We start from the raw sequence: 26,231 nt of genomic DNA on the forward strand, positions 1-26,231 counted from the left end.
CCCGCGTTCACATCGCGGCGGTCGGCGCTCCCCGGCTCGCCTGCCGCTCCCGCTGGGGCCGGACCACGTACTTCGGGTCCTCGGCCGACGCCACGCCCGCGTGGAAGACGCCGAACCGGGTGCACGCCGACCCGGCCAGCGACGCCAGCCCGCCGAGCACCGCGGCCGCGCGGGAGCGCCTGCCCAGCACGCCCCCGAGCACCGCGCCGGTCGCGGTGAGCGCGGCGGCGGCCTTCACCAGCCTCCCGCCCCGCCCGGTGCGCAGCGGCTCGGCGGCCAGGCCCATCCGCCGCACCATCACCTCCGTGGCCACCAGCTCGACCGCACCGCCGACGAGCGCGGCCCGCCGCGCGGGACCCGCCTGGTCCACCGGGGCCACGAGCAGGCCGAGACCGCCCGCCGCGCTCGCGGCCGAGCCGACGAACACGAACGGCATCTCGCGGTGGCCCTCGTGCCACGACGGCACGGCGGTGTCGCAGATCAGCGCCGCCGTGTAGGAGGCGACCGCCGGGCCGACCAGGGCCGCGCCGAACGTGGCGACCCGGCCGAGCACGCTGAACCGACCGGTCAGCGCGGTGACGGCGGCGAGGCCGGCCTGCGGCCCGTAGGCCACCAGCAGCCACGAGCCGACGCTCATCGGCGAGCTGGGCTTCACCACCCGCAGCATGTTGAGGAACCGCGCGGGCCGGCCCAGGTCGTGCACGAGGGCGTACAGCGAACCGGAGATGGCCACGAGCGCGCCCGCCTTGCAGCCCTTGGCCAGCGCGGGGCGGCCGGTCAGCTCGGCCCCGGCGGCCAGCACCGACGACGCGCCCGCCAACCCGCCGAGGAACAGGTAGCCCGCGATGTCGCGCGCCGCCCAGGTCGGCTTGTTGAGCACGGGCTTGCCGTAGTAGGAGGTGAAGCGCGCGTCGGGCACGACGGCCCGCTCCCCGCGCCTGCCCCGCCGCCGTCGGCGCTCGCCACCGGTGACGGCGTCGCGGTCGGGCGGCGCGACCGGGTCGGCCGGCACGTCGGTCATCACGACCTCCCCAGGAAGGCGGCCGCGAGGCCGGTCAGCAGGGCGGCGGCGGCGATCCCGACGTGCTTCCACATGGCCGGCAGGTCACGAGTGGTGACGACCGGGTCCGGCGGCAGGCCGTAGACCTCGGGCTCGTCCAGCAGCAGGAAGAACGCGCCGGCGCCGCCCACGCCGTCGTCGGGGTCGTGCCCGTACAGCCGGGCGTCGGCGATCCCCGCCTCGTGCAGCCGCTCGACGCGCCGGGCGGCGCGTTCCCGGAGTTCGTCCAGCTCGCCGAACTGGATGGAGTCGGTCGGGCACGCCTTCGCGCAGGCGGGCTCCTGGCCCGCGCCGAGCCGGTCGTAGCACAGCGTGCACTTCCAGACCCGCCCGTCGTCCCGGCGCTGGTCGATCACGCCGTACGGGCAGGCGGGCACGCAGTACCCGCAGCCGTTGCAGATGTCCTCCTGCACCACGACGGTGCCGAACTCGGTGCGGAACAGCGCCCCGGTGGGGCACACGTCCAGGCAGGCGGCGTGGGTGCAGTGCTTGCACACGTCCGAGGCCATGAGCCAGCGGAACTCCGACCGGTCGCCGTCGCCCCGCTCGCCCGGCGTGGTGAACGCGGGCATGCCGAGGTCGGCGGTCCCGGCGGTCCGCGCGCCCCCGACCTGCGCGCCCAGGGGCTTGCGCTGCTCGACGAAGGCCACGTGCCGCCAGGTGTCCGCGCCGAGGCCCTGCGTGTTGTCGTAGGACATGCCGGTGAAGAGCAGCCCGTCGTCGGGGACGTGGTTCCACTCCTTGCACGCCACCTCGCACGCCTTGCAGCCGATGCACACGGTGGTGTCGGTGAAGAACCCGTAGCGCGGCGGCGGGTCGTCGTAGCCTCCCGCGCGCGGCGGGTCGTCACCGGTCAGCAGGTCCCGCAGGTCGAAGTCCACGGTGCTCACACCTCCGTCCCGGTGCGTTCGGTGATCCCGGCACGCCGCCGGTAGGCGCGCACCAGCGCGGGCAGCGCCGGGCCGCGCGGCCGCCGGCCCGGCCGGATGTCCGCGCTGAACGCCTTGACCTCCTGGATGTGGGAGCTGGGGTCGAGGCTGATCGAGGACAGCTCGTTGGCCGCGTCGCCGGCGCTCAGGCCGTTGGGACCCCAGTGGTAGGGCAGGCCGATCTGCTCCAGCACGCGGTCCTGCACCCGCAGCGGCGCGAGGCGGTCGGTCACCAGGACCCGGGCCTCGATGGCGCCGCGGGCCGTGACGATCGTGGCCCAGTCGCCGTTGACCAGCCCCTTGGCCGCCGCCAGCTCGGGGGAGACCTCGCAGAACAGCTCCGGTTGCAGCTCGGCCAGGTACGGCGTCCACCGGGACATGCCGCCCGCCGTGAAGTGCTCGGTGAGCCGGTAGGTCGTCACGACGTACGGGAAGACCTCGCTGCCCGGCTCGCCGCCGCCGGGCTGGTAGCGGTTGTGCTCGTGCGGGTAGACCAGGCGCGCGGGGTTGCGCCGCTGCCCGTACAGCGCGTTCGGGAACGGCGAGTCCTGCGGTTCGTAGTGGGTCGGCATGGGCCCGTCCACGACGCCCGCCGGCGCGTACAGCCACGCCTTGCCGTCCGACTGCATGATGAACGGGTCGATGCCCGAGAGCGCGGCCACGCCGGTGTCGCCCGGCGCGGGCCGGTAGTCCGGCGGCTTGCGCTCCTCGAAGTCGGGCACGTCGTAGCCGGTCCATTCGCCGGCCTCGGCGTCCCACCACACCAGCTTCTTGCGCTCGCTCCACGGCGTGCCGTCGGGGCGGGCGGAGGCGCGGTTGTAGAGGATGCGGCGGTTGGCGGGCCACGCCCAGGCCCACTCCGCCGCGATCCAGTCCTGCTCCCGGCCCGGTTTGCGGCGCGCGGCCTGGTTCACGCCGTCGGCGTACACGCCGCAGTAGATCCAGCAGCCGCACGTGGTGGAGCCGTCGGCCTTGAGCTGGGTGTATGCGCTCAGCGGCGCGCCGTCGGCGTCCCGCCCGTTGATCTCCGCCAGCACCGCTTCGGCGACCGGCTCGTCCAGCGGGCCCTCGGTCGGGTAGTCCCAGGTGAGGTCGAGGACCGGCCGGTCGCGGCGATCGGTCGACCCGGCCAGCTCGGCGCGGATGAGCCGCCCCAGGTGGTACATGAACCACAGGTCGCTGCGCGCGTCGCCCTTCGGCTCGACGGCCTGGTGGTGCCACTGGAGCATCCGGTTGGTGTTGGTGAAGCTGCCCGCCTTCTCGGTGTGCGCGGCGGCGGGGAAGAAGAACACCTCGGTGCCGATGTCCTCGGTGCGCAGCTCGCCGGTGCGGACCTCCGGTCCGTCGCGCCACCACGTCGCGCTCTCGGTCAGGGTGAAGTCGCGGACGACCAGCCACTCCAGGTTGGCCATGCCCTCGCGCTGCAACCGGGCGTTCGCCGAGCCGACGGCCGGGTTCTCGCCGAGCAGGAAGTAGCCCTTGCACGTGCCCTTGACCTGCTCCAGCACGGTGTCGTAGGTGCTGTGGCTGCCGGTGAGCCGGGGCAGGTGGTCGAAGCAGAAGTCGTTGTCCGGGGTGGCGGCGTCGCCCCACCACGCCTTGAGCAGGCTGACCGCGTACGCGTCCATGTCGGCCCAGAAGCCCTTGCGCGCGGCGTCGGCGCGCAGGAACGCGGCCAGGCCGTGCTGGTGGTGCGCGTAGGGCATGGGGATGTAGCCGGGGAGCAGGTTGAACAGCGTGGGGATGTCGCTGGAGCCCTGGATGCTCGCGTGCCCCCGCAGGGCCTGGATGCCGCCGCCGGGGCGGCCCATGTTGCCCAGCAGCAGTTGCAGGACGCACGCCGCGCGGATCATCTGGGAGCCGGTGGTGTGCTGGGTCCAGCCGACCGCGTAGACGAACTCGCTGGTCCGCTCGGGGCCGGAGTTCTCGACCAGGTGGCGGCACACCTCCAGGAACGTCTCCCGGGGGATGCCGCAGATCCGCTCGACCGCCTCGGGGGTGTAGCGGGCGTAGTGCCGCTTGAGGATCTGGAACACGCACCGGGGGTGTTGCAGGGTCTCGTCGCGTCGCGGCTCGCCCGCCATCGAGGTGCCGCCCGAGCCGTGCACCTCGCCGCGGCCGCTGGCCTGGACCTCGCCGGCGTGCCCGTGGTCGCCCTGCCCGTCGCCGCTGTGGTCGTCGCCGTCGTGGCCGTTGTCGGTGTGGTCGTTGTCGGTGGGGTCGCCCGGGGTCCGGTCGCGTTGCCCGGAGGCCGGCGCGACGTCCACCCCCTCGTACGACCAGGTGTCGAACGCGTAGTGCCGGGTGTCGTGGTCGAAGCCGGAGAACAGGCCGTCGAGGTCCTCGGTGTCGCGGAACTCCTCGGACACGATCGTGGCGGCGTTGGTGTAGTTGACCACGAACTCGTGGAAGTGCGCGTCCGTGCTCAGCACGTGGTTGATGATCCCGCCGAGGAACGCGATGTCGGTGCCCGCGCGGATCGGCACGTGCAGGTCCGCCAGCGCGCTGGTTCGGGTGAACCTGGGGTCCACGTGGATGACCTTCGCCCCGCGCGCCTTCGCCTCCATCACCCACTGGAACCCGACCGGGTGGCACTCGGCGAAGTTCGAGCCCTCGATCACGATGCAGTCGGCGTGCTGGAGGTCCTGGAGGAACGTCGTCGCGCCACCGCGCCCGAACGACGTGCCCAGGCCGACCACGGTGGAGCTGTGGCAGACGCGGGCCTGGTTCTCGACCTGCACCACGCCGAGGGCGGTGAGCAGCTTCTTGATGAGGTAGTTCTCCTCGTTGTCCAGCGTCGCGCCGCCGAGGCTCGCGATGCCCATGGTGCGGTTGACGGGGCTGCCGTCGTGCTCGTCCTGCCAGGTCTCGCGCCGGGTGCGCAGCACGCGCCGGACGACCATCCGCATCGCGGTGTCGAGGTCCAGCTCGCGCCAGTCGGTCGCGTACGGCGGGCGGTACAGGACCTTGTGCAGGCGGCTCGGGCCGGTGGTGAGCTGGAGCGTGGCCGAGCCCTTGGGGCACAGGCGACCCCGGCTGACCGGCGAATCGGGGTCGCCCTCGACCTGCACGACCTCCCCGCCGCGCACGTAGACGTCCTGCCCGCAACCGACCGCGCAGTACGGGCAGACCGACTTGACCACCCGGTCCGCCGTCGCGGTGCGCGGCCTCAGCGTTCCGCTGCGCCGCGACTTCGCCGCGGCCGCCTTCCCGGCGCGGTCCTCGCCGCTGAGCTGGCGGTAGACCGGCCACGACCGCAACCACCGGCGCGCGTCCATCCCACACCCCTCGCCTCGGGCGGGATCCCGTCCCGCCGCTCCGCCGCGCCCGCCCTGCCCGCCGGCACGCCTCCGGCCGCCTACCCGTGGCGGTGGGCGGCAAACGCGGCGTCAGGCCACCGCACGGGCGGTTCACCGGGGTGGGTTACGGCCGTGCCCCGCCTTGCGGTTACCTGTCTTTTCCCCCGCGATGCGGCGAAGGGTCCCGCGCGTGGGTAAGGACAGGGCGGGAGCCGTGTCGCAGACGACGGCGCGGGCGACAGGAGGTGCCGGGTGCTGCCTCAGCGGTCGACCGGGGTTCACGACGCCGTCGCCGTCCCCGGTGGCGTGCGCGCGGGACTGCGGCTGGTCGGCGTGTTCGTCCTCGCCCAGCTGGTCATGCTCGTGGCGGCGTCGCTGGTGCTGGTGCCGTTCGCGCTGGCGGACCCGGACCTGCTGGCGGGCGTGCGGCTGCCGGCGTGGCCGCTGCTGGCCCTGCTGGTGGCGCCCGCGGTGGCGGCGGCGGTGACCGCGGTGCTCGGCACGGCCTTGGCCGGCGGCGGGCCGAGGGCCGGGCGGGTGCGGCGGGAGCTGGCGGTGCGCTGGGACTGGTCGGTCGTCGGCACCGGCCTCGTGCTGGGTCTCGGCGGCCTGCTGCTGACCGTGCCCGCGGCGGGCCTGTGGGCGGCGTGGGTCGGCGACGACCGGGCCGGTTCCGCGGTGGGTGACGCGTTCACCGGCCTGCGCCTGGACCCGCTGCCGGCCGCGCTGGCGTTCGTCGCGGTGTGGCTCGTCGCGCCGGCGGCGGAGGAGGTGCTGTTCCGGGGCGTGCTGTGGCGGGCGCTGGAGCACTGGCGGTGGCACCGCTGGGTGATCTTCGCGGTGACGACCGCGCTGTTCTCGGTCGCCCACTGGGAACTGCTGCGCACCCCGCTCCTGCTGGTGCTGTCGATCCCGATCGGCCTGGCGCGCCTGCTCACCGGCAACCTGCTGGCGGCCGTGGTGGCCCACCAGGTGAACAACTTCCTGCCCGCGGTGGCGATCCTGCTCGCCACCACCGGTGTGGCGGGCTGACAGCCGGGCACGGAACTTCCGGCGAAGTGTCCACAGTGGACCTACCCGGTCGGTGGCGGCACCCGCTGGTCCGGGCCGGTCGGCGCACCGGGTGAAGCGCCGGGAGCAGTGCGCGGGACGGCGGTCGGCGCAACGGGATTGCCCCGTCCCGGCACGGCTTCGGTGAACCCGACGCCGAGGTTCGGTGGCACGTTGCCGGGGCGGGCGCGGCGCGGGGACGATCGGTCGGGACACCGCCAGTGTTGCGGTGGGGGCGCCGTTCTCCACGACCCTCCCACCACGTACGAGGGGAACACCATGCGACTGGACAGGAACCTGCGCCGTGCCGCCGTCGGGACGGCGGTGGCGGCGTTGCTCGGCGCCGGCGTGCCGACGGGGAGCGCGCACGCCGCGCCGTCGAGAACGGTCGGGTTGGAGGTGGACTACACGTGCGCGGTCGCGTCCGGGCCGCGGGTGGCGGTCGCCGCGGACGTCACGTTCGTCCTGCCGAAGGAAGGGATGTCCGGCGGGGACGTGCCGCACTTCGAGGCCGCGTTCATCGACGTGGACCTGGAGTTGGACGTGGACCGGGCCGGGCTCGGCGGGCACGGCGGGGTGCGGCTGGACGGTGACAGCACGGCCACGCTCGCGGCGAGCTTCTCCGGGCCGGTCACGGTGCAGAGCCAGGCGGCGTTGACGTTCGCGCCCACGTGGGTCTCCGCGTCCGGCGGCGGGCTGCCGGTGACGGCGGCCGGCGGCTTCCCGGCGCTGTACCTCCAGCAGGCCGGCGCCTACGCCATCGACCTCGGCGACCTGGCGCTGTCGTTGCGCCCCGAGAAGGCCGACGGCACGCCGCTGGGGACGATCGACGCCACCTGCTCGCCCGACCCGGCGCAGAGCCGCCGGATCGGCACGCTGACGTCGGAGTCGAGCATCGTCGAGCACCCGGTGCGGCCGTCCCAGCTGCGGGTGACGGCGGTGACGCCCACCAGCGTCTCCCTGGCCTGGTACGCGACCTCGTGGTGGTTCGACACCCGCGGTTACGAGGTCTACCTCGACGGGGTGAACGTCGCGTTCGTGACCGACAAGCAGGCGACGATCACCGGCCTGGCGCCCGACGCGCAACACCGGGTCAAGATCGTCACGCGGGACGCGTACGGCTTCTCGTCGCCGCCGAGCCAGGGCCTGGTGTTCGCCACGCCACCCGCTCAGGGCTGATCGGCGACACCGGCCGGTACGGGCCCGGACCGGCCACGGCGGTCCGGGCCCGTACCGATCGAACCCGGCCGGGCGAGCGCGCACCCCCCCGCGCTCCACCCCTTCGGCGGAATTGTCGTCACTGTCCGTCTTTCCAAGCCCAGCATCACCCGATCGAGATGATGCTGGTGTCCGCCAATAGTGGGACCATGGGTGCCGACGGCGAGGCGCTCGTGTCGGCAGGGGAGTGGCGACAGCGAGCAGGGCCGAACGTCGTCGCATCGCACCGAGGGGGAAACGATGAGGAAGACGATGAAGGTCGCGGCCGTCCTGGCGACGGCCGCCACGTCCGCCGCGCTGATGACCGGCACGGCCGGGGCCGCCGCGCCGCCGTGGCTCAGCGACCCGGCGACGTGCGCCAACCCGCTCACGGCGGTCCAGCGCACGGTGTCCGACCGGGTGGTCCAGGTCCGCTACGGCAACTGCGGCGGCGTGCAGTACGGCTGGGGACGGATCCTGAACTACACCGGGCCCGAGTTCATCCGCTTCGAGGTCGACCTGAACGGCGACCGGGTCGCGGACGACTTCTCCACCTACACCGCGGGCGACCGCAACTACACGCAGGCGTACCCGACGAGCACGAGCCCGAACCGCGCCTTCCGCGCGTGCTACGTGGTCGACCCGAACGGCACCTGCACCGCGGGCAACTCCACGGCCTGGTGGTGACCGCGGCGCCTCACGGCGCGACCGCGGCGAGCAGCGCCGGGAGGAGCACCGCGTTCGGGCTCCCCCACGACGCCACCACCGCGGGCCGCGCCTCGCCGGCCCGGTGGATCGAGACCTGACCACCGGCGACCCGGACCTCGCCGACCTCGGACCACGGCAGGGGACCCACCCCGCCCCGGTGCACCCGCACGCCGCCGACCTCGACGGTCTCGCCACTGCGGACCCGGTCGGCGAGGCGGGCGACCAGCCGTGGTTCGAGGTGGCGGCGGGACAGCTCGACCAGGAACGCCCACGCGTCCGGCGGCGGCGCGTCCTTGCCGTCGGTGGGGAACTCCACGTCGATCGCGGTCTCCCGGCCGACCGGGTACGTGCCGACCGAGAAGTGCCACCGCGCGTGGTGCGAGCTGGGGGCGAGGAACCGCTTGGTCGTGGTGTGCACGCTCCCGTAGCGGACCCAGTCGACCCGGTCGAGCGGGATCGTCAGGTCGCCGTGGGCGATCTCCCGGGCGTCCGCGTGCAGCCGCCGGAGGCCGACCTTGGTGTCCAGCACCTCCGGCGTGTCGTCGGCGAGGTAGTCGGCGAGCCAGGCCGGCACCTCGCCGCGCGGGTACGCGGCCAGGTCCGCCCGGTAGTGCTCGGGCGGCAGCAGGTCCTCGCGGGGGAACGGCCGGTCGCCGTAGTCGTACTCCACGGCCGTCTCGCCCTGGTGCGTGACGGACAGCAGCAGGCGCCACCACGGCCCGGCGGGCATCCGGGCCGCGATGTCGCGTTGCCGGCGGACCAACGCCATGATCGCCTCCGGGACCGGCGCCGGGTCGTTCGGCCGGTCGGTCCGGAACCGCACCCGGCCGATCTCGGCGGACACGGTGACGGCGAACACCGCGTCGAACCGCCGCCACCCGGGCGGCCCGAGCCGGGCGAGCTGCTGCACGATCGGCTCGATCAGCTCCGACGCCTCGGCGGCGATCGCCTCCTCGGGAGGCGTGTCGACGATCGTGAAGCTCTGGATCGCCCCCTCCTCCCGGAGCCTCAGCGCCGCCCACTCCAGGTCGATCATGCCGTCCGCCGCGCGCTCCTCGGCGATGAACTCCTCCTCCGCCTGCCCGGGCGGGACGGAACTCGACGTCTCCTTGATCCGCCCGGAGTCCCCGACCAGGAACACCGACCGGCCCACCGGCAGGTCCAGGAACGCCATGGGGTCGCTCTCGTCGACCTCCACCGGCGCGTACACGCTCCACCCCGCCTCGAAGCGCTCCGCCACCAACCCCTCGGTGGGGTGGTCCAGGCCGCGCGACCGGATCCACTCCACCACCGACGCGATCGCGTGGCGCTCGTCCGTGACGACCGCGCCGTCCCGGGCCGGGTCGACAGGGCGCACGGCGGGGCGCTCGCGCTCCGGCGGCACGTCGAACGGGTCCGGGTCCCCGAACGCCATCCCGAACCACTCGGGGGAGCCCAGGCCGAGGCGGTCGAGGAAGCGGCGGTACGCGGCCGTGGCCGCCACGTCGAGGTGGACCACGTCCCGGTGGTTCCGGTCGGCGTCGATCGCGTACCGCAGCAACGCCTCCACGTCGGCGTCGTCGGACCACGACGTCCCCGTCAGCATGTCGAAGAAGTCCTGTTCCTCCTCCTCGACGGCGAGCCGGCGCAGCTCCGCCAGGTCGGCGTCCACCCGCCCGTCGCGGCGCACGGCCACGAGCGCCGGGACCAGCTCGGCCACGCCGCAGGCCAGCCACGCGGGAGCCCGCCGGGTGCGGTCGGCGACGAGGCCGGTCAGGCGGGCCGCCGCGGTCGTCCCGGCGCTCAGCGACTCCAGGTAGTCGCGCGCCGCGTCGCCCGGGACGAGCAGCCAGCCCGAGGTGTCGACGTCGGGCAGCCGCGCCGGGTCGACCGGCGGCCAGGACTCCCACATCGCGTCAAGCGGTTCGTCCTCGGCGACGTCCTGCTCCAGGAACTCCAGGAACTGCTGGGACGACCAGGCGTCCGGGCGGCGGGCGACCAGGTGCCCCGTGCCGCCGAGCAGGTCGCCCAGCTCGCGCAGGCGACCGGTCAACCAGCCCGCGAAGTCCTTCTCGTGCCGGAGGGCACGGGCGAATGCCTCCACCGCGAGGCGGTCGTGGGCGGCGGTGGGCCGCGGTCCGCGCGGGCGGGCGAACCGGTCGAAGTCCGGGTGGGAGGGCGCCGAGAAGGCGTCCTCGCCGTCGGGCCGCGGCTCACCCGCGCCGAACCACAGGCACGCCTCCGCGAAGTGGGACCGCGCGTCCTCCGCCGGCTCGCTGGAGGACACCACGTCGATGTGCCCGGAGGCGCCCACCAGGAACACCGACCTCGTCATCGGCCGGTCCACGTCGTCCTCCGGGGCCCCGTCGGCGACCATCACCGGCGCGAAGACGCACCAGCCGCCCTGGAAGCGATCAACCCTCAAGTCCTCGGTCGGGTACGCGAGCCCTTCGGCCCGGATCCGTGCCACGACCAGCGAAATCGCCCGTGCCGCGTCCATCGACCAGCCCCTCCGCTCGCTGCGCGCGGTTCGGTGCCGAACCGCGCGGGCCCGGCGCAGGCCAACGTATCGGATGTGCGCCGGGCGTGGGGTGGAACGCGTTCGGCCGGGCGAGTGGCGGGAACCCGGCGTCCGCCCTTTGGCGGGATTCCGCCGTTGCCGGGCCGTGACACGTGTGTCGGCGGTCCACAAAGGACTGGATCGCGGGCTTTCGCGCTCGCGGTCGAATGCGTTCGACGCGATCTTCCATACGAGATGCGGCCGTTGACGGGTCATGGGTGCGGCGCAACTCTTCGCGGCGGAAGGTTCCCCTGCGGCGGCTGGTCCGCCGTGCCGCTTCTGGTGAGGAAGGCACGCACATGACAGTGTCGTCAGGCGTCGCGGTCGTGCGGTCGGCCCTGGTGGTCGTCCTGGGTGTGGCCGCGGTGTCGGCGGTGGGACCGCCGGCGGTGGCCGCGACGGTGGACACCTCGGCCGCCTACGTGCTGGTCGCCCGGCACAGCGGCAAGGCCATGCAGGTCCAGTCGGGCGAGGACGGGGCCGCGGTGGTGCAGGCGACCCGGACGGACTCGGTGGCGCAGCAGTTCCAGTTCGTGGACTCCGGGGGCGGGTTCTACCGGTTGCGGTCGCGGTTGGGCGGGAAGGTGGTCGACGTCGCGTCGGCGTCCACGGCCAACGGCGCGCAGGTCGTGGCCTGGACCGACCGCAACGCCCCCCACCAGCAGTTCGGCCTGGTCGACACCGACGGCGGCCACGTCCGCCTGGTCAACCGCAACAGCGGCAAGGCGCTGGACGTGTGGGAACGCTCCACCGCCGACAACGCCCGCGTCTCCCAGTACGACATCACCACCGGTGCCAACCAGCAATGGCAACTCGTCCGCCTCGGCGCCGGCGGCACCGGCGCGCCCACCGACCCGAACGTGAAGTTCTTCGGGCGCTGGAACACCGCCGACCCCACCGCGTACGTGTCGGAGTGGGCGGGCGCATACGTGGTCGTCGGCTTCACCGGCCGCACGGTGAAGCTCAAGCAGCGCAACGCCATCGACTTCTTCGTGAGCATCGACGGCGGTCCCGACGTGTCCTACGTCAACCGCAGCGGCACGGTGGACCTCACCCCCACGCCGCTGGCCGCGGGCAACCACACTGTGCGCGTGTCCTACCGGCCGGTCGCCGGTTCCTACCGCGGTGACGCGGTCTACCGGGGCGTCGAGCTGGACCCCGGCGCGGTGACGTTCGCCCCGACCGTGCCGGACGAGGTCGTCGAGTTCGTCGGCGACTCCATCACCGTGGGCCAGCAGTCGTCCAAGCAGGCGTTGACGGCCTACGGCTGGCTGGTCGGCGAGCGGCTGGGCGTGGGCCACACCCAGGTCGCCGTGGGCGGCGCGTGCCTGGTCTCCGCGGCCGACGGCTGCATCGGCATGAGCGACCGGTTCCTCAAGACCGGGATCACGAACAACACCGACTGGGACTTCGCCCGGTACGCCGCGACCGTCGTGGTGATCAACCTCGGCACCAACGACGTCGGCCACAGCGTGTCCGGCGCGCAGTTCCAGAGCGCCTACGTCACGCTGATCCAGCGGGCGCGGCAGAAGTACCCGAACGCCACGGTGCTGGCGATGCAGACCTTCCGCAAGCGCTACATCCCCGAGACGCAGGCGGCGGTGCGCATCGTCAACGACCCGAAGGTGCGGTTCGTCGACACCACGGGCTGGATCGTGGAGGCCACCGACACCACGGACAACGTGCACCCGAACGACCAGGGGCACCGCAAGATCGCCGACCGGCTCGCGCCGCTGGTGTCGGCGGCGCTCACCGGCTGACCGGGCAGACCGCCGCGCCGGCTCCGGCAGCGTCGTGGTGAACCCGACGGGTCGGCGGGAGACCGGCGGGAGTGCCTTCGACCCCCGGCTCGCCGCACGCCCGGGTCCGACCCCTGCCGGACCCGGGCGTGCGGCGTCGCGTCACGGGCTGGTGCAGGAGAGGGGCGAGGTGGGCGGCGTGCCGCCGCCGAGGAAGCCGAACGTGGTCGAGGCGTTCGGGCCGAGCGACCCGTTGTACGAGACGTTCCGGACCGACACGGACGACCCGTCCACGGTCAGCGTGCCGTTCCAGACCTGGCTGATGGACTGGCCACTGGCCAACGTCCAGCGCACGCTCCAACCGCTGACCCCGGAACCGCCCGCCGTCACCGTGACCTCGCCCTGGTAGCCGCCGGGCCACGAGTTCGTGGTGCGGTAGGCGGCGTTGCACGCGCCACCGGGGTCGGGCGTGGTGGTCGTGGTGCTGGTCGTGGTCGTGGTGGTGCTGGTGGAGGTCGTGGTGGTCGTTGTGGTTGTGGTGCTGGTCGTGGTCGGCGGGTCGGACGGCACCAGCGGGCAGGTGCTCAGGTAGGAGCGGATGCCGTTGGTGTCGGACAGCGGGCAGAGGAACTGGGTGTAGCGGGTGTCGCTGTCGACGAAGATCTTGAACCACGGGATGACGTTGCGCATCATCGTGGAGTTGTTGGACGTGGGGAACCCGTGGCCCGCGCCGGAGAGTTCCAGGTACGCCTTCTCGACGTTGGCGGGGATCCCGTTGTAGAGGTTGAGCACGCTGGAGGGCGTGATGGTGGTGTCGTTCTGCCCGGACAGCAGCATCGTCGGCACCCGCGTGGTGGTGAGGTTCTGGGAGAAGCTGGCCGGCGCCAGCCCGACGGAGGTCTTCAGCGTCGGTCGTTGCAGGGAGGCGTAGGCCGCGCCCCCGCCGCCCATGGAGTGCCCCATGACGGCGGTCCGGGTGGCGTCGACCCGGTCGCGGACGGAGCTGCGCTGGGTCAGGTAGTCGAGCGCGGCGAGCAGCTGGGTGCCGCGGGCGGTGTCCCAGTCGTTGCGGTTGTTGGTGTCGATGCCGATCACGACGAAGCCGAACGACGCGAGCCAGTGGCCCATCCACGCGCCCTCGGCGGCCCAGGTGGCGGTGTAACCGGGGACGACGGCGATCGCGCCGAAGGTGCCCTGGCTGGTGTCGGTGGGGTAGTAGATGACGCCGCCGCCGAAGCCGTTGCCGGCGGGGACGGTGACCTGCGCGGTGGCGAAGGTGCCGCGGTTGGCCGACACGCTGGCCGGGGTCGGGTCGGGACCGCGCTGGTACGGGTTGTCCGCACCCGACGCCGTGCGGGACCCGCCCGCGACCGTCAACGCCACCACCATGATCGTCGCCGCCGCGAGGGCGATGCCGTAGCGCCACAGCCCGCTCGCGGGTCGGGCGTGCAGCGCGCTCTCGAGTCTTCTCACGGAAGGACCTCCTGCCGGAACGGGTGGCCGGGGATCGGGCGCGCGGGAGGAGCGGCCGCCCGGCCACGGGGAATGGGTGGAGTCGCCCGGGGCGGGGGTGCGAACGACCGGCGGTGCACGCTCCCGCCACGTGACCGCAACGCCGACAGCAGCCGTCAGGGCGCTGTTCACGCCTGCGCCGGCTCGGCGCGGACCACAGGTGTCACATAGTGTGGCTTCGGCTGTAACAAGTGTCAATGATCGTCTCGATAGGGCTCCACCTGCGGGAACGCGCTGGTCGTGGCGGGCGCACGGCGGTGCGGCGACGAGTCGCTAGAGTCAGGGTCTGCCGCACGCGGACCTGGGACCGGAGCACGCCGTGACAAGCCCGTTCAACGTCGACGAGATCCTCTCGGACGTCGTCCCCGGGTCGGTTCGCCTGCCGCGCAGGCAGAGCGGCAGCTCCCCGCAGGGCCTGGCGATGACGTTGATCGCGGACTACACCGTGCGGACCCGGGCGTGGCTGCCGAGCGCGGCGATCGCGGCGTTGCTGGAGGAGTTCGGCGTGACGGCCGGGGCCGCGCGGACCGCGATCAGCAGGCTGTTCCGCCGGGGCGTGCTCGAGGGCAGTCGCCGGGGCCGGCACAGCCTCTACCGCCTGACCGACGCCGTCGTGGCCGACCTGTCGAACGGCGGCGCGGCCATCGCCACCTTCGCCACCGGGCCGGACTCGTGGGACGGCCTGTGGACCATCATCGTGTTCACCATGCCGGTGGAGGAGAAGTCCCGCCGCAGCGCGTTGCGCGCGGAGCTGCGGTGGCGCGGGTACGCCCCGCTGTACGACGGGGTGTGGGTGTCACCGCACCCCCTGACGGCGCAGGCGCACGCGGAGCTGGTCGCGGTGACCCCGGGCGCGGCGACGGCGTTCCGCGCGCGGCACCTGGAGTTCGCGTCGGACGTCACCCGCGACCCGCTCGAAGCGTGGGACCTCACGGCCATCGCGCAGCGGTACGAGGACTTCATCGCCCGCTGGGAGCCGTTGCTGCCGGGCGTCCGGGCCGGCGAGGTCACCGGGCCGGACGCGGTCCGGGCCCGCACCGAGGTGATGGACACCTACCGCCGCTTCCCGACCCTGGACCCCCTGCTGCCGATCACCCTCATGCCGCCGGACTGGCCGCGCGGCCGGGCGCGTGAGGTGTTCCTCGGCGTGTACGACGGGCTGGCGGAGCCGGCCCAGGACCACGTCCGCTCCGTGGTCGCGCGATTCGCCGACGGCCCGCAGCCGGACCTCCGCGCCCACACCGTGGCCGAGATGGCCGCCGGGTTCGACCCGGCCGGCGACCGGGCCGCGACGGGCGGGCGGTGACTCGGCCGCGACGGGCAGGTGGTGGCTCGGCGGCGATGGGCGGGCGGTGGCTCGGTCACGACGGGCGGGCGGTGACCGGGCCACGAACGATGGGCGGGCGGCGGCTCGGCGGCGATGGGCAGGGCTCGGCCGCGATGGGCGCGGGTGATCGGTGTGGGCTCGGAGGTTCATCCCGGTCGTTCGATTCGCCGGACGGCGGTGGGTTCCACTGCGCGGAACAGGGCCGTCGTGCCCGCCGTGACATGCCGGGCGTCCTCGCCGGCGCGGCGGCGACCCGGCAAGCCCGGCCGAGCGCGGTCAGCGGTGGGCGGCTTCGCCGTCCGGTTCGATCGGGGCCGGTGGTGGGGTCGCGTGCAGCCGGGCGCGCACCGGGCCCGCGTCCGGGTGGCCCAGGTCGTCGAGGATGACGGCGGACCGCAGCCATGCCGACCGCGCGCCCGCCGGGTCGCCGACGGCGTGCCGCGCGTCGCCCAGGTGCGTCAACGTCGTGGCCTCGAAGAAGCGCTCGCCCGTGTCCCGCCACAACGCCAGCGCCTGGCCGAAGCAGCGGATGGCCTCCCGGTGCCGGCCGAGGTGGTGGTGGGCGGTGCCCAGGCTGTCCCAGATGTGCGCCTGCCAGTAGGCGTTGCCGATCTCCTGCTGGAGCGCGAGCGCCCGCCGGCAGTGCTCCAGGGCGCTCTCGTGGTGGCCGAGCTGGATCTGGTACCAGCCGATGTTGTTCAGCGCGTTGGCCTGCCCGTGCGCGTGCCCCGCCAGCGCGAAGCGGTCGAACGCCTGCCGCGCGTGCTCCAGCGCGGTCGGGTAGTCGGCCCGGTGCTCGGCCAGGATGCCGAGGTTCAGCACCGTCCTGGCGGCCCCGACCTGGTCGCCCAGCTCGTCGTAGAGGTCCAGCGCCAGGCGCAGGTGCTCGCCGGCTTCGTCGTAGCGCTCGTGGCGCAGGCACGCCACCGCCCAGTTCCGCCGGGCACGTGCCTGCGCGTCGAGGTCGGCCTGCCTGGCTCCCGCCGCGACCGCGATCCGCTGCACGGCGCTCTGCTCGGCCCACGCGCCGATCCGGTCGAGGTAGGTGCTCATCGACCACGCCAGCCGCCACGCGTGGGCGTCGAAGCCGTCGCCGGCCAGCTCGACCGCGTTGAGCAGCGCCTGGTGCTCGGCGGTGAGCCACGCCCACGCCTGCTCCCGCCCCGTGAACGTCGGCAGGGCCACGCCGTCCGGGAGGGGCGGCACCGTGATCGGGTCGCGGTGCGGGTACAGCAGCACGTCCGCGGCGTGGGCGGTGTGCACGTAGTGGTCGAGCAACCGGCCGAGGGCGCGGTGCCGGTCCGGCGCGGGCTCGACCGCCTCGGCCTGTTCGGCGGCGTACGCGCGGAGCAGGTCGTGCATCGCGTACCGCCCCGGCGACGGCTCGGACAGCAGGTTGACGTGGGCCAGGACGGCCAGCAGGCGGCGGGTCGCGGCGACGGGCAGCCCGGCCAGGCTCGCCGCCGCGTCCACGCCGAAGCCGCCGCCGGGGTGCAGCCCCAGCAGCCGGAAGACCCGGGCCGCCGGCGGGTCGAGCTTCCGGCACGACCAGGAGAACACGAACCGGATGTCCAGCGCGGGCTCGACGCCCGCGAACCCGTCCAGCCTGGCCGCGTCCAACTCGTCGGCCAGCCGGGAGAGCGGGAAGTCGGGGAAGGTCTGCGCGCGGGCCGCGACCACCGCCAGTGCGAGCGGCAGCCCGGCCGAGGCGGTGACGATGCGCCGCACCGCGTCCGGCTCGGCCGCGACCCGCCGCGCGCCCAGGCGCAGCGCGAGCACGTCGCGCGATTCGGCGTCGGACAGCAGGTCCAGCACGACCGGGTGCGCGCCCTCCGCCGCGACCAGGCCGGTCATCCGCTGCCGGCTGGTGATCAGCACGAGGCAGCCCGGCGATCCCGGCAACAGCGGTCGCACCTGGTCGGCGTCGCGGGCGTTGTCCAGCAGGACCAGGACCCGGCGTCCGACGAGCAGGCTGCGGTACAAGCCGGTCTGCGCGGCGGGGTCGGTCGGGATCCGGTCGGCGGGGGTGCCGAGGGCTTCGAGGAAACCGCGCAGGGCGACGCCGGGGTCCAGTCGTGACGGTGCCGCGTCGAAGCCGCGCAGGTTCACGTAGAGCTGGCCGTCGGGGAAGCGGTCGGCGACCTGGTTGGCCCAGTGGACGGCGAGGGTGGTCTTGCCGACGCCCGCGGTGCCGCTGATGGCGGTGATCATCGTCGGTGTCGGTGTCGGTGTCGGTGTCGGTGTTGGTGCGGGTGCGGGTGTGGGTGTCGGTGTGGAGGGGGTGGCGAGTAGTTCCGCTAATCGGGACAGGGGTCTCGCGCGGCCGGCGAAGTGGGAGATCGGCGGTGGGAGTTGTCGCGGGACCACCCACGCGTCCGGTTCCTGTGACCGGGTTCGGGCTTGGCGGCGGCGCGCTTCGTGCTGCGCGGCGACGGCCAGTCGGTCGGTGGAGCGGTCGTTGTCCATCGCGCGGAGCAGGTCCCAGTGCGCGGCGTCCCAGCGCGCCAGGTCGGCCAGCTCGTCCGGCACGCGCACGCCCGCCTGGTCGGCGTGCGCCAGGCACGCGCGGACGAAGGAGACGACGAAGTCCCACTCCGGCAACGACTTCCCGTTCAGCTTGTCGCTCACCGTCGACCGGGCGAGCGGGTGGCCGATCGCGTGCGCGGACGACGTGATCCGGTTCAGGGACGGCGCGCCCGCGTGCCGCCGCAGCCGGTTGAGGTCGTCGACGAACGCGTCCAACGCCTGCCTGGAGTTCTGCGCCATGGTCCCGCCCCGGGGTCGCCGACCGTCACTCCACCCGATCTCACCGCAGCCGTCCGCGTCCCGGAAGCGGCCGGACAGCGCAGGCCGTTCCTAGCGTGGGCGCATGACGTCCACGAACAGCGCGTCCGCCGGTCCGACCCGGCGCGACCTGCTTCGAGCCGCGGTCGCGTCCGGCGCGATCGCGGCACTCCCGGTCGGCCTGGCCGGACCGGCCTCGGCCGCGCCGGCGGCCGCGAGCGCCCCGGTCGGCGGCTTCTTCATCGGCGGTGACGGCCGGCTCTGCGGTGCCGACGCCGGCTCCACCGGCCCGCTCGTCGGCTCGGCCATCGGACCGCCCGGCGGCGACCTCAGCGTCGTCCGGCGGTCGGACGGCGGCCTGGCCCTGTTCACCATCGGCAGCCACGGCGGCCTGATCGCCGGGTTCACCAGCGCCACGGGCTCCGGCATGAGCTTCGTCCGCCACCCGCAGGGCGGGCTGGCCCCGCCGGGCGGGCGGATCGTGGCGGTCGAGGGGCAGACCGGCACCCACGTCCACTTCACCGGCAGCAACGGCGCGATTTACCACACCACGTACGGCAGGTCCGGCTCGGTGATCGTGCCGATCGCGCCGGTGGTGCCGGCCGGCACCGTGCGGCCGTCCACGCCGCTGGCCGCGTTCCAGTCGTCGGCGGGGGACCGGTTCGGGGTGGCGTTCGTCGGCGGCAACGGCGGCGTCCACACGTCGGTGGGCCGGCTCGGCAGCGGCTCCGCCGGACCGATCGCGATCTGGACGACCATCGCGGCCACCCCGGCGAACGTGGCCGCGCCGGGATCGCCCGTGGCCGCCGCGTCGGGCAGCGCCGGGGCGTCGGCGTTCTTCACCGGCACGGACGGGCGGTTGTGGCGGATCCCGTTCGCGAGCCTGACGCCGCAACCCCTGGTCGCGCTGTCCGGGCCCGGTGCGGTGCCGACGGGCGCGAGCCTGGCCGCGACCCTGGCTCCGACCGGTGAGTTCGTCGTGACGTACGCGGGTGCGGACGGTGCGATCAGGGCGGCCACGGACGCGTTCGGGGCCGTGCCGGACCCGTGGGTGATCGGGCCGCCCGCCGTGCACGTCGCGGGCAACCCGCTGGCCCTGGTGTACGGCGGTGACGACTACCTCTACATCGGTTGGTGCGGCCTCGACCGGTGGTTCTGGCTCATCTGGTGGTGGCTGCGGCGGAGGATCCCACCGCCCCCTCCGCCCCCGGACCCGTACCACGAGCTGCGCCAGATCATCTCGGTGAACCCGACGCGGCCCAACTACAACGTCGGTGTCGCGCTCAGGGGGTTGGTGGGGCGTTGAGTGGGTTGGCGCGGCGCTGACGTCCGGTGATCGGGTCGGAGCACTGGGGGTCGACCCGATCACCGCGTGTCCTACGTTCAGAACGCGTGTGTCCTACGTTGGGAACGCGAGAGTCCAACGTTCAGAGTGCGAGAGTTCAACGTTGGGAACGCGAGAGTTCAAGGTTCAGGGGGTGGGAAAAGCGAAAAGCGTCCTCGCCGGACGGGCAGATCAGCAGGATGACGGGGTTCGGTGGTTCGGTGCGGTTGCGTCGTTGGTCGGGTTTCGTGTCATCCCGCCGACCTCCACGAGGGCTACCGCACGCGTCAAGGGGGCGGTTCCAGCGCAAAGGTGCGGTAGGGCCGGAAATGCCCCCTTGACACGCGCGGTAGGGCTGCGCCAGGTCGGCGGGATGACACGGAACCCTTCTGTTGGGGAAGGGCGGCGTGGTGGTGCACTTGGGGGTGTGTTGTCAGCCGGCGCGGTAGCGGGCGAGGACGTCTTCGCGGAGCAGTGCGCCGAAGCCGGCGGCGTCCAGGCGCAGGCCCAGTTGGGCGTCGGTGATGCCCAGGGCGGAGGCGGCGGTGGGGAGGTGCCAGTCGTGGGCCGCCAGGGTGGTCAGCAGGTGGCCGCGGCGGACTTGGGACTCCGACAGGCGGAACGTCTTCAGGTAGGCCAGGCGGCCGTCGCGGGCGGTGATCAGTTCGCCGATGTGGTTCTCCTGCTTGAGGCCGAACGCCGGCAGGAAGCGGGACAGGGTGTAGTCGCCCAGCCGGTACGTGTGGCGCACGGTGTGGGGTTCGGCCAGGAGGCCGTCCGCCATGGTCCGGTCGTGGAAGCGGGACCACTCGGCTTGTTCGCGGGCGGCTGCCGCGCGGAGGTCGGCCAGTGACGTGATGTCGTCGGGCAGTCGCACGTCGAAAGGTGGCACGGGCGTGGCCAGGGTGGCGTGGCGGTGGACGAGTTCGCCGTACATGTCCTGCAACAGGGTGGTGTGCAGGGCGCGGTAGTCGTCCGGGTGCGGGACGACGAAGGCGGCGGCCGGCGTGTCGGCCACGTACACCAGCACGCCGCACTGGTCCGGGTGGATCTCGAAGTGCTTGAGCGCGTCCGCGAGGCCCTGGACGTCGGCCCCCGTGTACGCCTCCTCGACGCGCGGTGAGAGGCCGCGGCGGACGGCGCGGTGCGACCACTCCTCCCACACCACCGTCGGACCGCCGAAGTGCAGCGACAGGTAGCCCTCGACGGCGAGGTGCAGGGGCAGGAACCGCAGGCGGTCGCGTCCGACCCGCTTGGCCATCCGGCGGTGGAAGCGCAGGCCCATGCCGTGCGCGGGCGGTTGCGAGCCCTTCGTCAACTGGGTGCCGTAGGCGGCGACCGGGCGGTCGTCGCCCCACGTGGCGACGAAACCGTGCGGGATGTAGGACACGTAGTGCCTGCGGCGGTCCAGTTGGACGACGCCGATCTCGTCCCCGTGGACGCGGGCGTGCAGGCGCAGGCCGGTGATGGGCTCGTCCCGGGTCAACGGCACGAGTCGCACGCCGCCCCACACCTGGGCCGGCCGCGTGGTCAGGCCGGTCGGCATCATCCCTCCTCCAGGAAGCGGGCCACCCGGTCGTCGAAGTGCGCCCGCAGGTCCGCGACCCCGGCCCTGCCCTCGGTGAACCGGGCGAACTCGACCAGGGCGGGCACGTCCTCCGCGTCGCGCACGCCCACGGTCGGCACGGCGCGCGCGAGCCGCTTCACGTCGAAGTCGACCGCGTCGTACACCGGGTTGAGGTGGACCGCGACCACCCGGCGCTCCGGGTCGAGCCGCGTCCGCCACACCCGCAGCACCTCGGCCGCCAGCCCGTACGGCGCGTTGTCCCAGCCGTCGGACACGATCAGCAGCCGGTCCGGCGCGTGCTCCAGCGCGTCGAGCACCCGCTCGCCCAGCGGCGTCATCCCGTACGGGTGGGCCAGCAGGGCGTCGGTGCGGCCGGAGGTCCACAACGGGACGTACTCGGACGCCAGCTCGGCCAGCAGGTGGTGGCACGCCAGCGCGACCGCCAGCGGGCGGCGGCGCTTCTGCGCGGACCCCGACGCCGAGAAGCTGTCGTCCAGCACGGCCGCGACCCGGCCCCAGGCGCCCGCGGCCCGCCCGGCGGCGCGCACGGCGGCCGCGCGCAGCGCGTCGGTCAGCTCGTCGCGCCGTTCGACGCGTTCGGCCATCGGCAGGGAGAGCACGTAGGAGGCGAGGCGGGTCAGCGGCATCGAGCCGAGGTCGATCGCCACGTCCGCGCCGCCTCGACGCGCGGCGCCCTGCACCCGCAGCCGTTCCAGCTTGGTCAGGCGGGGCTCGATGCGCTTGAGGAACGTCGCCCGGTCGATGCCGTGCTTGGCGGCGAACCCCTCGGCCACCGTGTACGGCAGCCCGTACACCGACGCCTGCTCGTAGTGCGCCCGCCGCCACGTCTCCAGCAGCGGGGTGTCGTAGCGGCGCTGGTGGCCCGTCGTGAACAGGAACGGGGCCAGCTCGCCCGCCGGCGCGACGTGCGCGTGCCGCAGCGCCCGCTTCAACCCGGTGCGGTACTTCACCGCGTCGAACGCCGGGTCGGGGCGGGCCGCGACCCAGTCGCGGATGATCGCGCGGGTGCGCCGGTTGTTCACCCGTGCCCGCCGCAGCACCCCGAACAGGTCGTACACGCGCTGCGGCGGCAGCAGCCGCAAGCGGCGCGCGATGAGCGCGCCCTCGACCCGCCGCTGCTCCTCGGTGGCGTCGCCGGTGGTCTCCAGCAGCTTGCGGACGATCAGCGCCGCGTTGTGGTCGTTGATGTCCAGCGCGAGCGCCGCCGCGTACAGGTCGCGGTAGTTGCCGATCACGTAGTCGTGCAGGAAGTCCAGCGACAGCCGCTGGTCCGCGGCCCCGCCGTGGAACTCGCCCTGCGCCGTGGACGTCGTCGCCGCGTTGATGAACATCATCATGTCGTCGGCGGTGAGGGCGTCCACGCGTCCACGCTCCGGGGGTGTCGGGGTGCCGACCGGGGAGTGGGGGCACGATCAGCGAATCGTCGCTTCCAAGGCGGGTTCCGGAAGTCGCGCCGGAGTCCCGCGGCCGGCCGGCGAACTGTAGCAACGACCCGCTGCGCGGCGCCCGCCATTTCGACCGACGCCGGCTCAGCGGGCGCCCGCGCGGAACCCGTCGATCAGCAACTCGATCAGCCGCGCGCTGTGGTCCTGCCCCGGCGGCGAGTTCTCGCGCGCCCACGCGGCGGCCGTGATGGCGGTGAACAGCTCCTCGGCGGTCAGGTCCGGGCGCACCCGGCCGGCTTCCCGGGCACGGGCCAGCAACGCGCCGCCGGCGGCGTGCATCTCGACGCACGAGCGGTGCAGGGGCGTGCCCTCGTCGTAGGTGCTCGCCGCGAGGAACCCGACCAGGCCCCGGAACGTGCTGCAGTGCGCGACGGCCCGGTGGATCCACGCGGTGAGCGCGCCGACCGGGTCGTCCGCGGCCGCCTCGGCGAGGCGTTCGGCGTCGGCGCGCAGGTCGTCCAGGCTGTCGCGCACCGACGCCTCGATCAGCGTCTCGCGGGTGGGGAAGTGGCCGTACAGGGTGCCGATGGCGACGCCGGCGGCACGGGCGACGTCCTCCAGCGCGGCGTCGGTGCCCCGGGCGTCGAACGCCTCCCGCGCGGCTTCGAGGATGCGGTCGTAGTTGCGCCGCCCGTCCGCGCGCTTGGGCCGTCGGGCCAGGTAGGCCGTCACTGATCCCTCCAACCGGCTGGTGACGCCCAGGCTACCGGGCGGCGCGGCGCGGGCCGAACCAGAACACCAGCGACACCAGGACCGCGAGCACGGCGATCCCCGCGCTCCAGGCGAACACCGAGGAGACCGCGTCCGCGCCCCCGTCGCCGGCCGAGAACGGCAGCAGCAGCACGGCGAGGCCGATCGCGCCGCCGACGGTCAGGGCGGTCTGGAGGATGCCCGCCGTGATCCCGGTGTCGGCCGGGTCCGAGGAGGACAGCACGATCACGTTGACCGGGACGATCGCCAGGCCCACGCCGACGCCCAGCACCACGATCGCGGGCAGCACACCGGCGGTGTACGTGCTGTCGCCGTCGAGCCGGGACAGCCACCCGAAGCCCGCGGCGACCAGCACGAGCCCGGCGACCGCCCGGACCTGTGGGCGCACCTTCGCCACGCGCCCGGCGAGGACCTGGGTCGCGACCAGCAGCGCCAGCCCGAACGGCAGGATCGCCAGGCCGGTGCGCAGCGGGTCGAAGCCGAGCGGGCCCGCGAGGTACAGGCCGGTGTGGAACAGGAAACCGGTCAGCACCGAGGCCAGCAGGAGCAGGGTGGCGAACCCGCCGACGCGTTCCCGGCCGGCGAAGACGCGGCGCGGCAGGAGCGGCTCGGCGGCCCGCCCGTCGACCACGACCAGCACGGCGACCAGCGCCGCCGACACCGCCAGCGGCACGAGCGCCCCCGGCGCGAGCCACTCGTCCTCGGCGGCGCGGACCAGCCCGAGCACGCCCGCGGCGAGCGCGAGGGTGACCAGCACCGCGCTCGGCGCTCCCAGCGAACGCGCCCGAACGCCCTCGTCACGGGTCCCGACGGCGCGCAGCGCGACCGCGATGACGAGCACGCCGACCGGCACGTTGACCAGCAGGCTCCACCGCCACTCGCCGACCGCCGTGAGGAGCCCGCCGAGGATCATGCCGGAGGCCGCGCCGAGCCCCGTCACGGTCGAGTACAGCCCGAACGCCCTGGCCTGCCGCTCGCCCCGGAACAGCGCGGCCAGCAGGGCGAGGCCGGCGGGACCGGCGATCGCCGCGCCCGCTCCCTGGAGCACGCGTCCCGCGATCAGGACCTCGAACGCCGGCGCCAGGCCCGCGACGAGCGACGCGACCGTGACCAGGCCGATCCCGGCGAGGAACACCCGGCGGTGGCCGAGCACGTCCCCGAGCCGCCCGGCGGGCAGCAGGAGGCCGCCGAAGGCGACGAAGAAGGCGTTGAGCACCCACGACGCCGCGGCCACGTCCACGCCGAGGTCGGCGCGCAGGGACGGGAGGGCGACGGTGACGATCGTGCCGTCCAGTTGCAGCAGGAACTCGGCGCCGACGATGGCCGCCAACGCGAGACCCAACGGGCGGGACCGGGCCTGGGTGGTCATGGGACTGCTCCTCAAGTCGAGATGGCCTCGGGATAACGGCGGGAGTTAACCCGAGGCAGCCTCGACCTGGCAAGCGCGTCCACTCCGTGAGCGCGTGGGCGCCGTCAGAGCCGGGACACGCCGCCGGCGCGGTGCAGCACGACCGAGCCCTCGCGCATCACGAAACCGACCTGTCCGGTGACCTCGATGTCCTCGAAGGGGTCGCCCGGCACGGCCACCAGGTCCGCGGTCGCGCCCGGCGCCACCCGGCCGAGGTCGGGGCGGTCGAGCAGGTCCGCGGCGACGCTGGTCGCGGCGCGCAGGGCGCGGACCGGCTCGACGCCGAGCCGCGCCATGGTGGGGAACTCCCGCCAGTTGTCCTCGTGGGGGAACAGGCCCGCGTCGGTGCCGAAGGACGGCACCACGTCGGAACCGGCCACCAGGGCGGCGGTCGCGCGCAGCCCGTCCGCGTGCCCGCGCAGCTTCTCCCGGACCTCCGGCGGCCTGCCGGCCCGGAACTCCTCGTCGTCCACCCGGTCGAGGAGGTGTTCGACGCAGTACCACGTCGGCACCAGGGGCACCCGCCGCCGCACCAGCAGGTCGAGGGTGTCCCGGCCGATCAGGCTCCCGTGCTCGACCGAGCGCACGCCCGCCCGCACGGCCCGCACCACGGCCTCGTCGTTGAAGGCGTACCCGGCGCAGGGCAGGCCGAGATCCGAGGCGGCGGCGACCAGCGCGTCCACCTCGGCTTGGGAGTAGCCGACGTCGGTGGGGCTGTCGACGGCGGAGCTGAACCCGCCGCTGCCCGCGAACTTGATCCAGTCGGCCTTCGCCCCGGCCTGTTCGCGGACCCGGCGCACCACCTCGGACGCGCCGTCGGCCACCACGCCGACCTCCACGCCGAACCGGGCGGTCAACTCCGGTTCCTTGTCGCCGTGCGAGCCGCGCGCGGACAGGATGTTCGGCGCGACGACCATCTGCGGGCCGGGGAGGACGCCGTCGGCGACCGCGTCGCGCAGGGCGGTGGTGATCGGCTGGTCCGAGCCGCCGAGGTCGCGCACGGTGGTGAACCCGTTGGCCGGCAGGGTGCGCAGCGGCGGGATCGCGCGCACGGTCTGCTCCGCGACCGGCGCGGTGTTCAGGCTTTCGTCCACGACGTGCACGTGGCAGTCGATGAATCCGGGCAGCAGCGTGTGCCCGGCCAGGTCGACCACGTCGGCCCCGGCCGGCGCGGTCACGCGCTCCCCGACCTCGGCCACGCGCCCGTCGCGGACCAGCACGCGCGAGCGCGCGACGGGCCGGTCGCCCACGCCGTCCCACACCCGGTCGGGCACCGGCAGGACCTCGCCGCTCACGACCCGCTCCCCGTGTCGGCCGGCTCCTCGCACAGCCGGTCGATGTGGCGGGTGGTCACGTGCGGCATGACGACCAGCTGCGCGCGGCTCCCATCGGTGATCATGTGCCGGCGCCGGCACAGCGGCTCCGGCGGGGCGTCGAACAGCACGATGGTCGAGTGCGGGGCCCGTTGCGGGTCGCGCCCCGCCTCGGCCGGCCGCCGGTAGGCGTAGTCGGTCGTCTCGAAGCACCGCCGGACCCGGTCGGCCCGACGGGTGCTCACGGTGTGTAGCCGGATGTCCCCCGTGAGGGCTAGGATCACGCGGCGCTTGGCGG

18 protein-coding genes are annotated in these 26,231 nt (G+C 74.0%); 6 read left to right on the plus strand and 12 right to left on the minus strand.

The annotated features are described in order from the left end of the window. Positions 1–7 precede the first annotated feature (7 nt). From nrfD to fdh, 3 genes are read right to left on the minus strand one after another with little or no spacing between them, the layout of a single operon-like run. Positions 8–1,021, minus strand: a complete 1,014-nt coding sequence (gene nrfD / locus ACWEFJ_RS31820) for an NrfD/PsrC family molybdoenzyme membrane anchor subunit (protein WP_449716003.1) — start codon at positions 1,019–1,021, stop codon at positions 8–10. After that, entirely contained in the window at positions 1,021–1,917 is an 897-nt protein-coding gene (locus ACWEFJ_RS31825) for a 4Fe-4S dicluster domain-containing protein (protein WP_378096049.1), read from the minus strand. Before ACWEFJ_RS31825 ends, nrfD begins: the two co-directional genes overlap by 1 nt. A gap of 29 nt (positions 1,918–1,946) precedes the next feature. Continuing rightward, entirely contained in the window at positions 1,947–5,267 is a 3,321-nt protein-coding gene (gene fdh, locus ACWEFJ_RS31830) for a formate dehydrogenase (protein ID WP_449716004.1), read from the minus strand. A gap of 273 nt (positions 5,268–5,540) precedes the next feature. On the opposite strand from fdh, the gene ACWEFJ_RS31835 reads away from it, so the two are divergent. The 3 genes from ACWEFJ_RS31835 (at position 5,541) to ACWEFJ_RS31845 (ending at position 8,222) form a co-directional block, all read left to right on the plus strand. Beyond that, positions 5,541–6,320, plus strand: coding sequence for a CPBP family intramembrane glutamic endopeptidase (locus ACWEFJ_RS31835; RefSeq protein ID WP_449716005.1), 780 nt, complete (start codon positions 5,541–5,543; stop codon positions 6,318–6,320). A 297-nt stretch (positions 6,321–6,617) separates the two neighbouring features. Then, entirely contained in the window at positions 6,618–7,517 is a 900-nt protein-coding gene (locus tag ACWEFJ_RS31840) for a DUF6801 domain-containing protein (RefSeq protein ID WP_378096038.1), read from the plus strand. Between the two features lie 279 nt (positions 7,518–7,796). Continuing rightward, positions 7,797–8,222: a hypothetical protein gene (locus tag ACWEFJ_RS31845; RefSeq protein ID WP_378096035.1), complete on the plus strand. Its 426-nt coding sequence runs from the start codon at positions 7,797–7,799 to the stop codon at positions 8,220–8,222. Between the two features lie 10 nt (positions 8,223–8,232). On the opposite strand, the gene ACWEFJ_RS31850 is transcribed toward ACWEFJ_RS31845, so the two are convergent. Then, positions 8,233–10,722, minus strand: a complete 2,490-nt coding sequence (locus ACWEFJ_RS31850) for a hypothetical protein (protein WP_449716006.1) — start codon at positions 10,720–10,722, stop codon at positions 8,233–8,235. A 359-nt stretch (positions 10,723–11,081) separates the two neighbouring features. Between ACWEFJ_RS31850 and ACWEFJ_RS31855 the strand changes: the two genes are divergently transcribed. After that, the gene (locus ACWEFJ_RS31855) at positions 11,082–12,542 is read left to right on the plus strand and encodes an RICIN domain-containing protein (RefSeq protein ID WP_449716007.1); all 1,461 of its coding nucleotides are present in this window, start codon (positions 11,082–11,084) and stop codon (positions 12,540–12,542) included. 141 nt (positions 12,543–12,683) lie between these two features. Here the strand turns inward: ACWEFJ_RS31855 and ACWEFJ_RS31860 are convergent, their stop codons facing one another. Next, positions 12,684–13,994, minus strand: coding sequence for a poly(ethylene terephthalate) hydrolase family protein (locus ACWEFJ_RS31860; RefSeq protein WP_449716008.1), 1,311 nt, complete (start codon positions 13,992–13,994; stop codon positions 12,684–12,686). A 358-nt stretch (positions 13,995–14,352) separates the two neighbouring features. On the opposite strand from ACWEFJ_RS31860, the gene ACWEFJ_RS31865 reads away from it, so the two are divergent. After that, the gene (locus ACWEFJ_RS31865) at positions 14,353–15,339 is read left to right on the plus strand and encodes a PaaX family transcriptional regulator (RefSeq protein WP_378097741.1); all 987 of its coding nucleotides are present in this window, start codon (positions 14,353–14,355) and stop codon (positions 15,337–15,339) included. Positions 15,340–15,636: 297 nt separating this feature from the next. Here the strand turns inward: ACWEFJ_RS31865 and ACWEFJ_RS31870 are convergent, their stop codons facing one another. Next, positions 15,637–18,126 (minus strand): ATP-binding protein, encoded by a 2,490-nt coding sequence (locus ACWEFJ_RS31870; protein WP_449716009.1) that lies wholly within the window; start codon positions 18,124–18,126, stop codon positions 15,637–15,639. 103 nt (positions 18,127–18,229) lie between these two features. On the opposite strand from ACWEFJ_RS31870, the gene ACWEFJ_RS31875 reads away from it, so the two are divergent. Then, positions 18,230–19,450, plus strand: a complete 1,221-nt coding sequence (locus ACWEFJ_RS31875) for a hypothetical protein (protein WP_449716010.1) — start codon at positions 18,230–18,232, stop codon at positions 19,448–19,450. Positions 19,451–19,901: 451 nt separating this feature from the next. Here the strand turns inward: ACWEFJ_RS31875 and ACWEFJ_RS31880 are convergent, their stop codons facing one another. From ACWEFJ_RS31880 to ACWEFJ_RS31905, 6 genes are all read right to left on the minus strand, one after another. Continuing rightward, complete coding sequence (locus ACWEFJ_RS31880; RefSeq protein ID WP_449716011.1) at positions 19,902–21,014, minus strand: ARPP-2 domain-containing protein; 1,113 nt, start codon at positions 21,012–21,014, stop codon at positions 19,902–19,904. Next, complete coding sequence (locus tag ACWEFJ_RS31885) at positions 21,014–22,417, minus strand: hypothetical protein (RefSeq protein WP_449716012.1); 1,404 nt, start codon at positions 22,415–22,417, stop codon at positions 21,014–21,016. Before ACWEFJ_RS31885 ends, ACWEFJ_RS31880 begins: the two co-directional genes overlap by 1 nt. A 168-nt stretch (positions 22,418–22,585) precedes the next feature. Further along, complete coding sequence (locus ACWEFJ_RS31890) at positions 22,586–23,173, minus strand: TetR/AcrR family transcriptional regulator (protein WP_378096881.1); 588 nt, start codon at positions 23,171–23,173, stop codon at positions 22,586–22,588. A gap of 31 nt (positions 23,174–23,204) precedes the next feature. Then, a complete protein-coding gene (locus ACWEFJ_RS31895) occupies positions 23,205–24,581 on the minus strand; it encodes an MFS transporter (protein ID WP_449716013.1) in 1,377 nt (458 codons plus the stop codon). 104 nt (positions 24,582–24,685) lie between these two features. Beyond that, entirely contained in the window at positions 24,686–25,915 is a 1,230-nt protein-coding gene (locus ACWEFJ_RS31900; protein ID WP_449716014.1) for an amidohydrolase family protein, read from the minus strand. Next, on the minus strand, positions 25,912–26,178 hold the full coding sequence (locus ACWEFJ_RS31905) for a hypothetical protein (RefSeq protein WP_449716015.1): 267 nt from the start codon (positions 26,176–26,178) through the stop codon (positions 25,912–25,914). Before ACWEFJ_RS31905 ends, ACWEFJ_RS31900 begins: the two co-directional genes overlap by 4 nt. Between the last annotated feature and the right edge of the window lie 53 nt (positions 26,179–26,231).

It is taken from the genome of Actinosynnema sp. NPDC004786 (assembly GCF_053601135.1).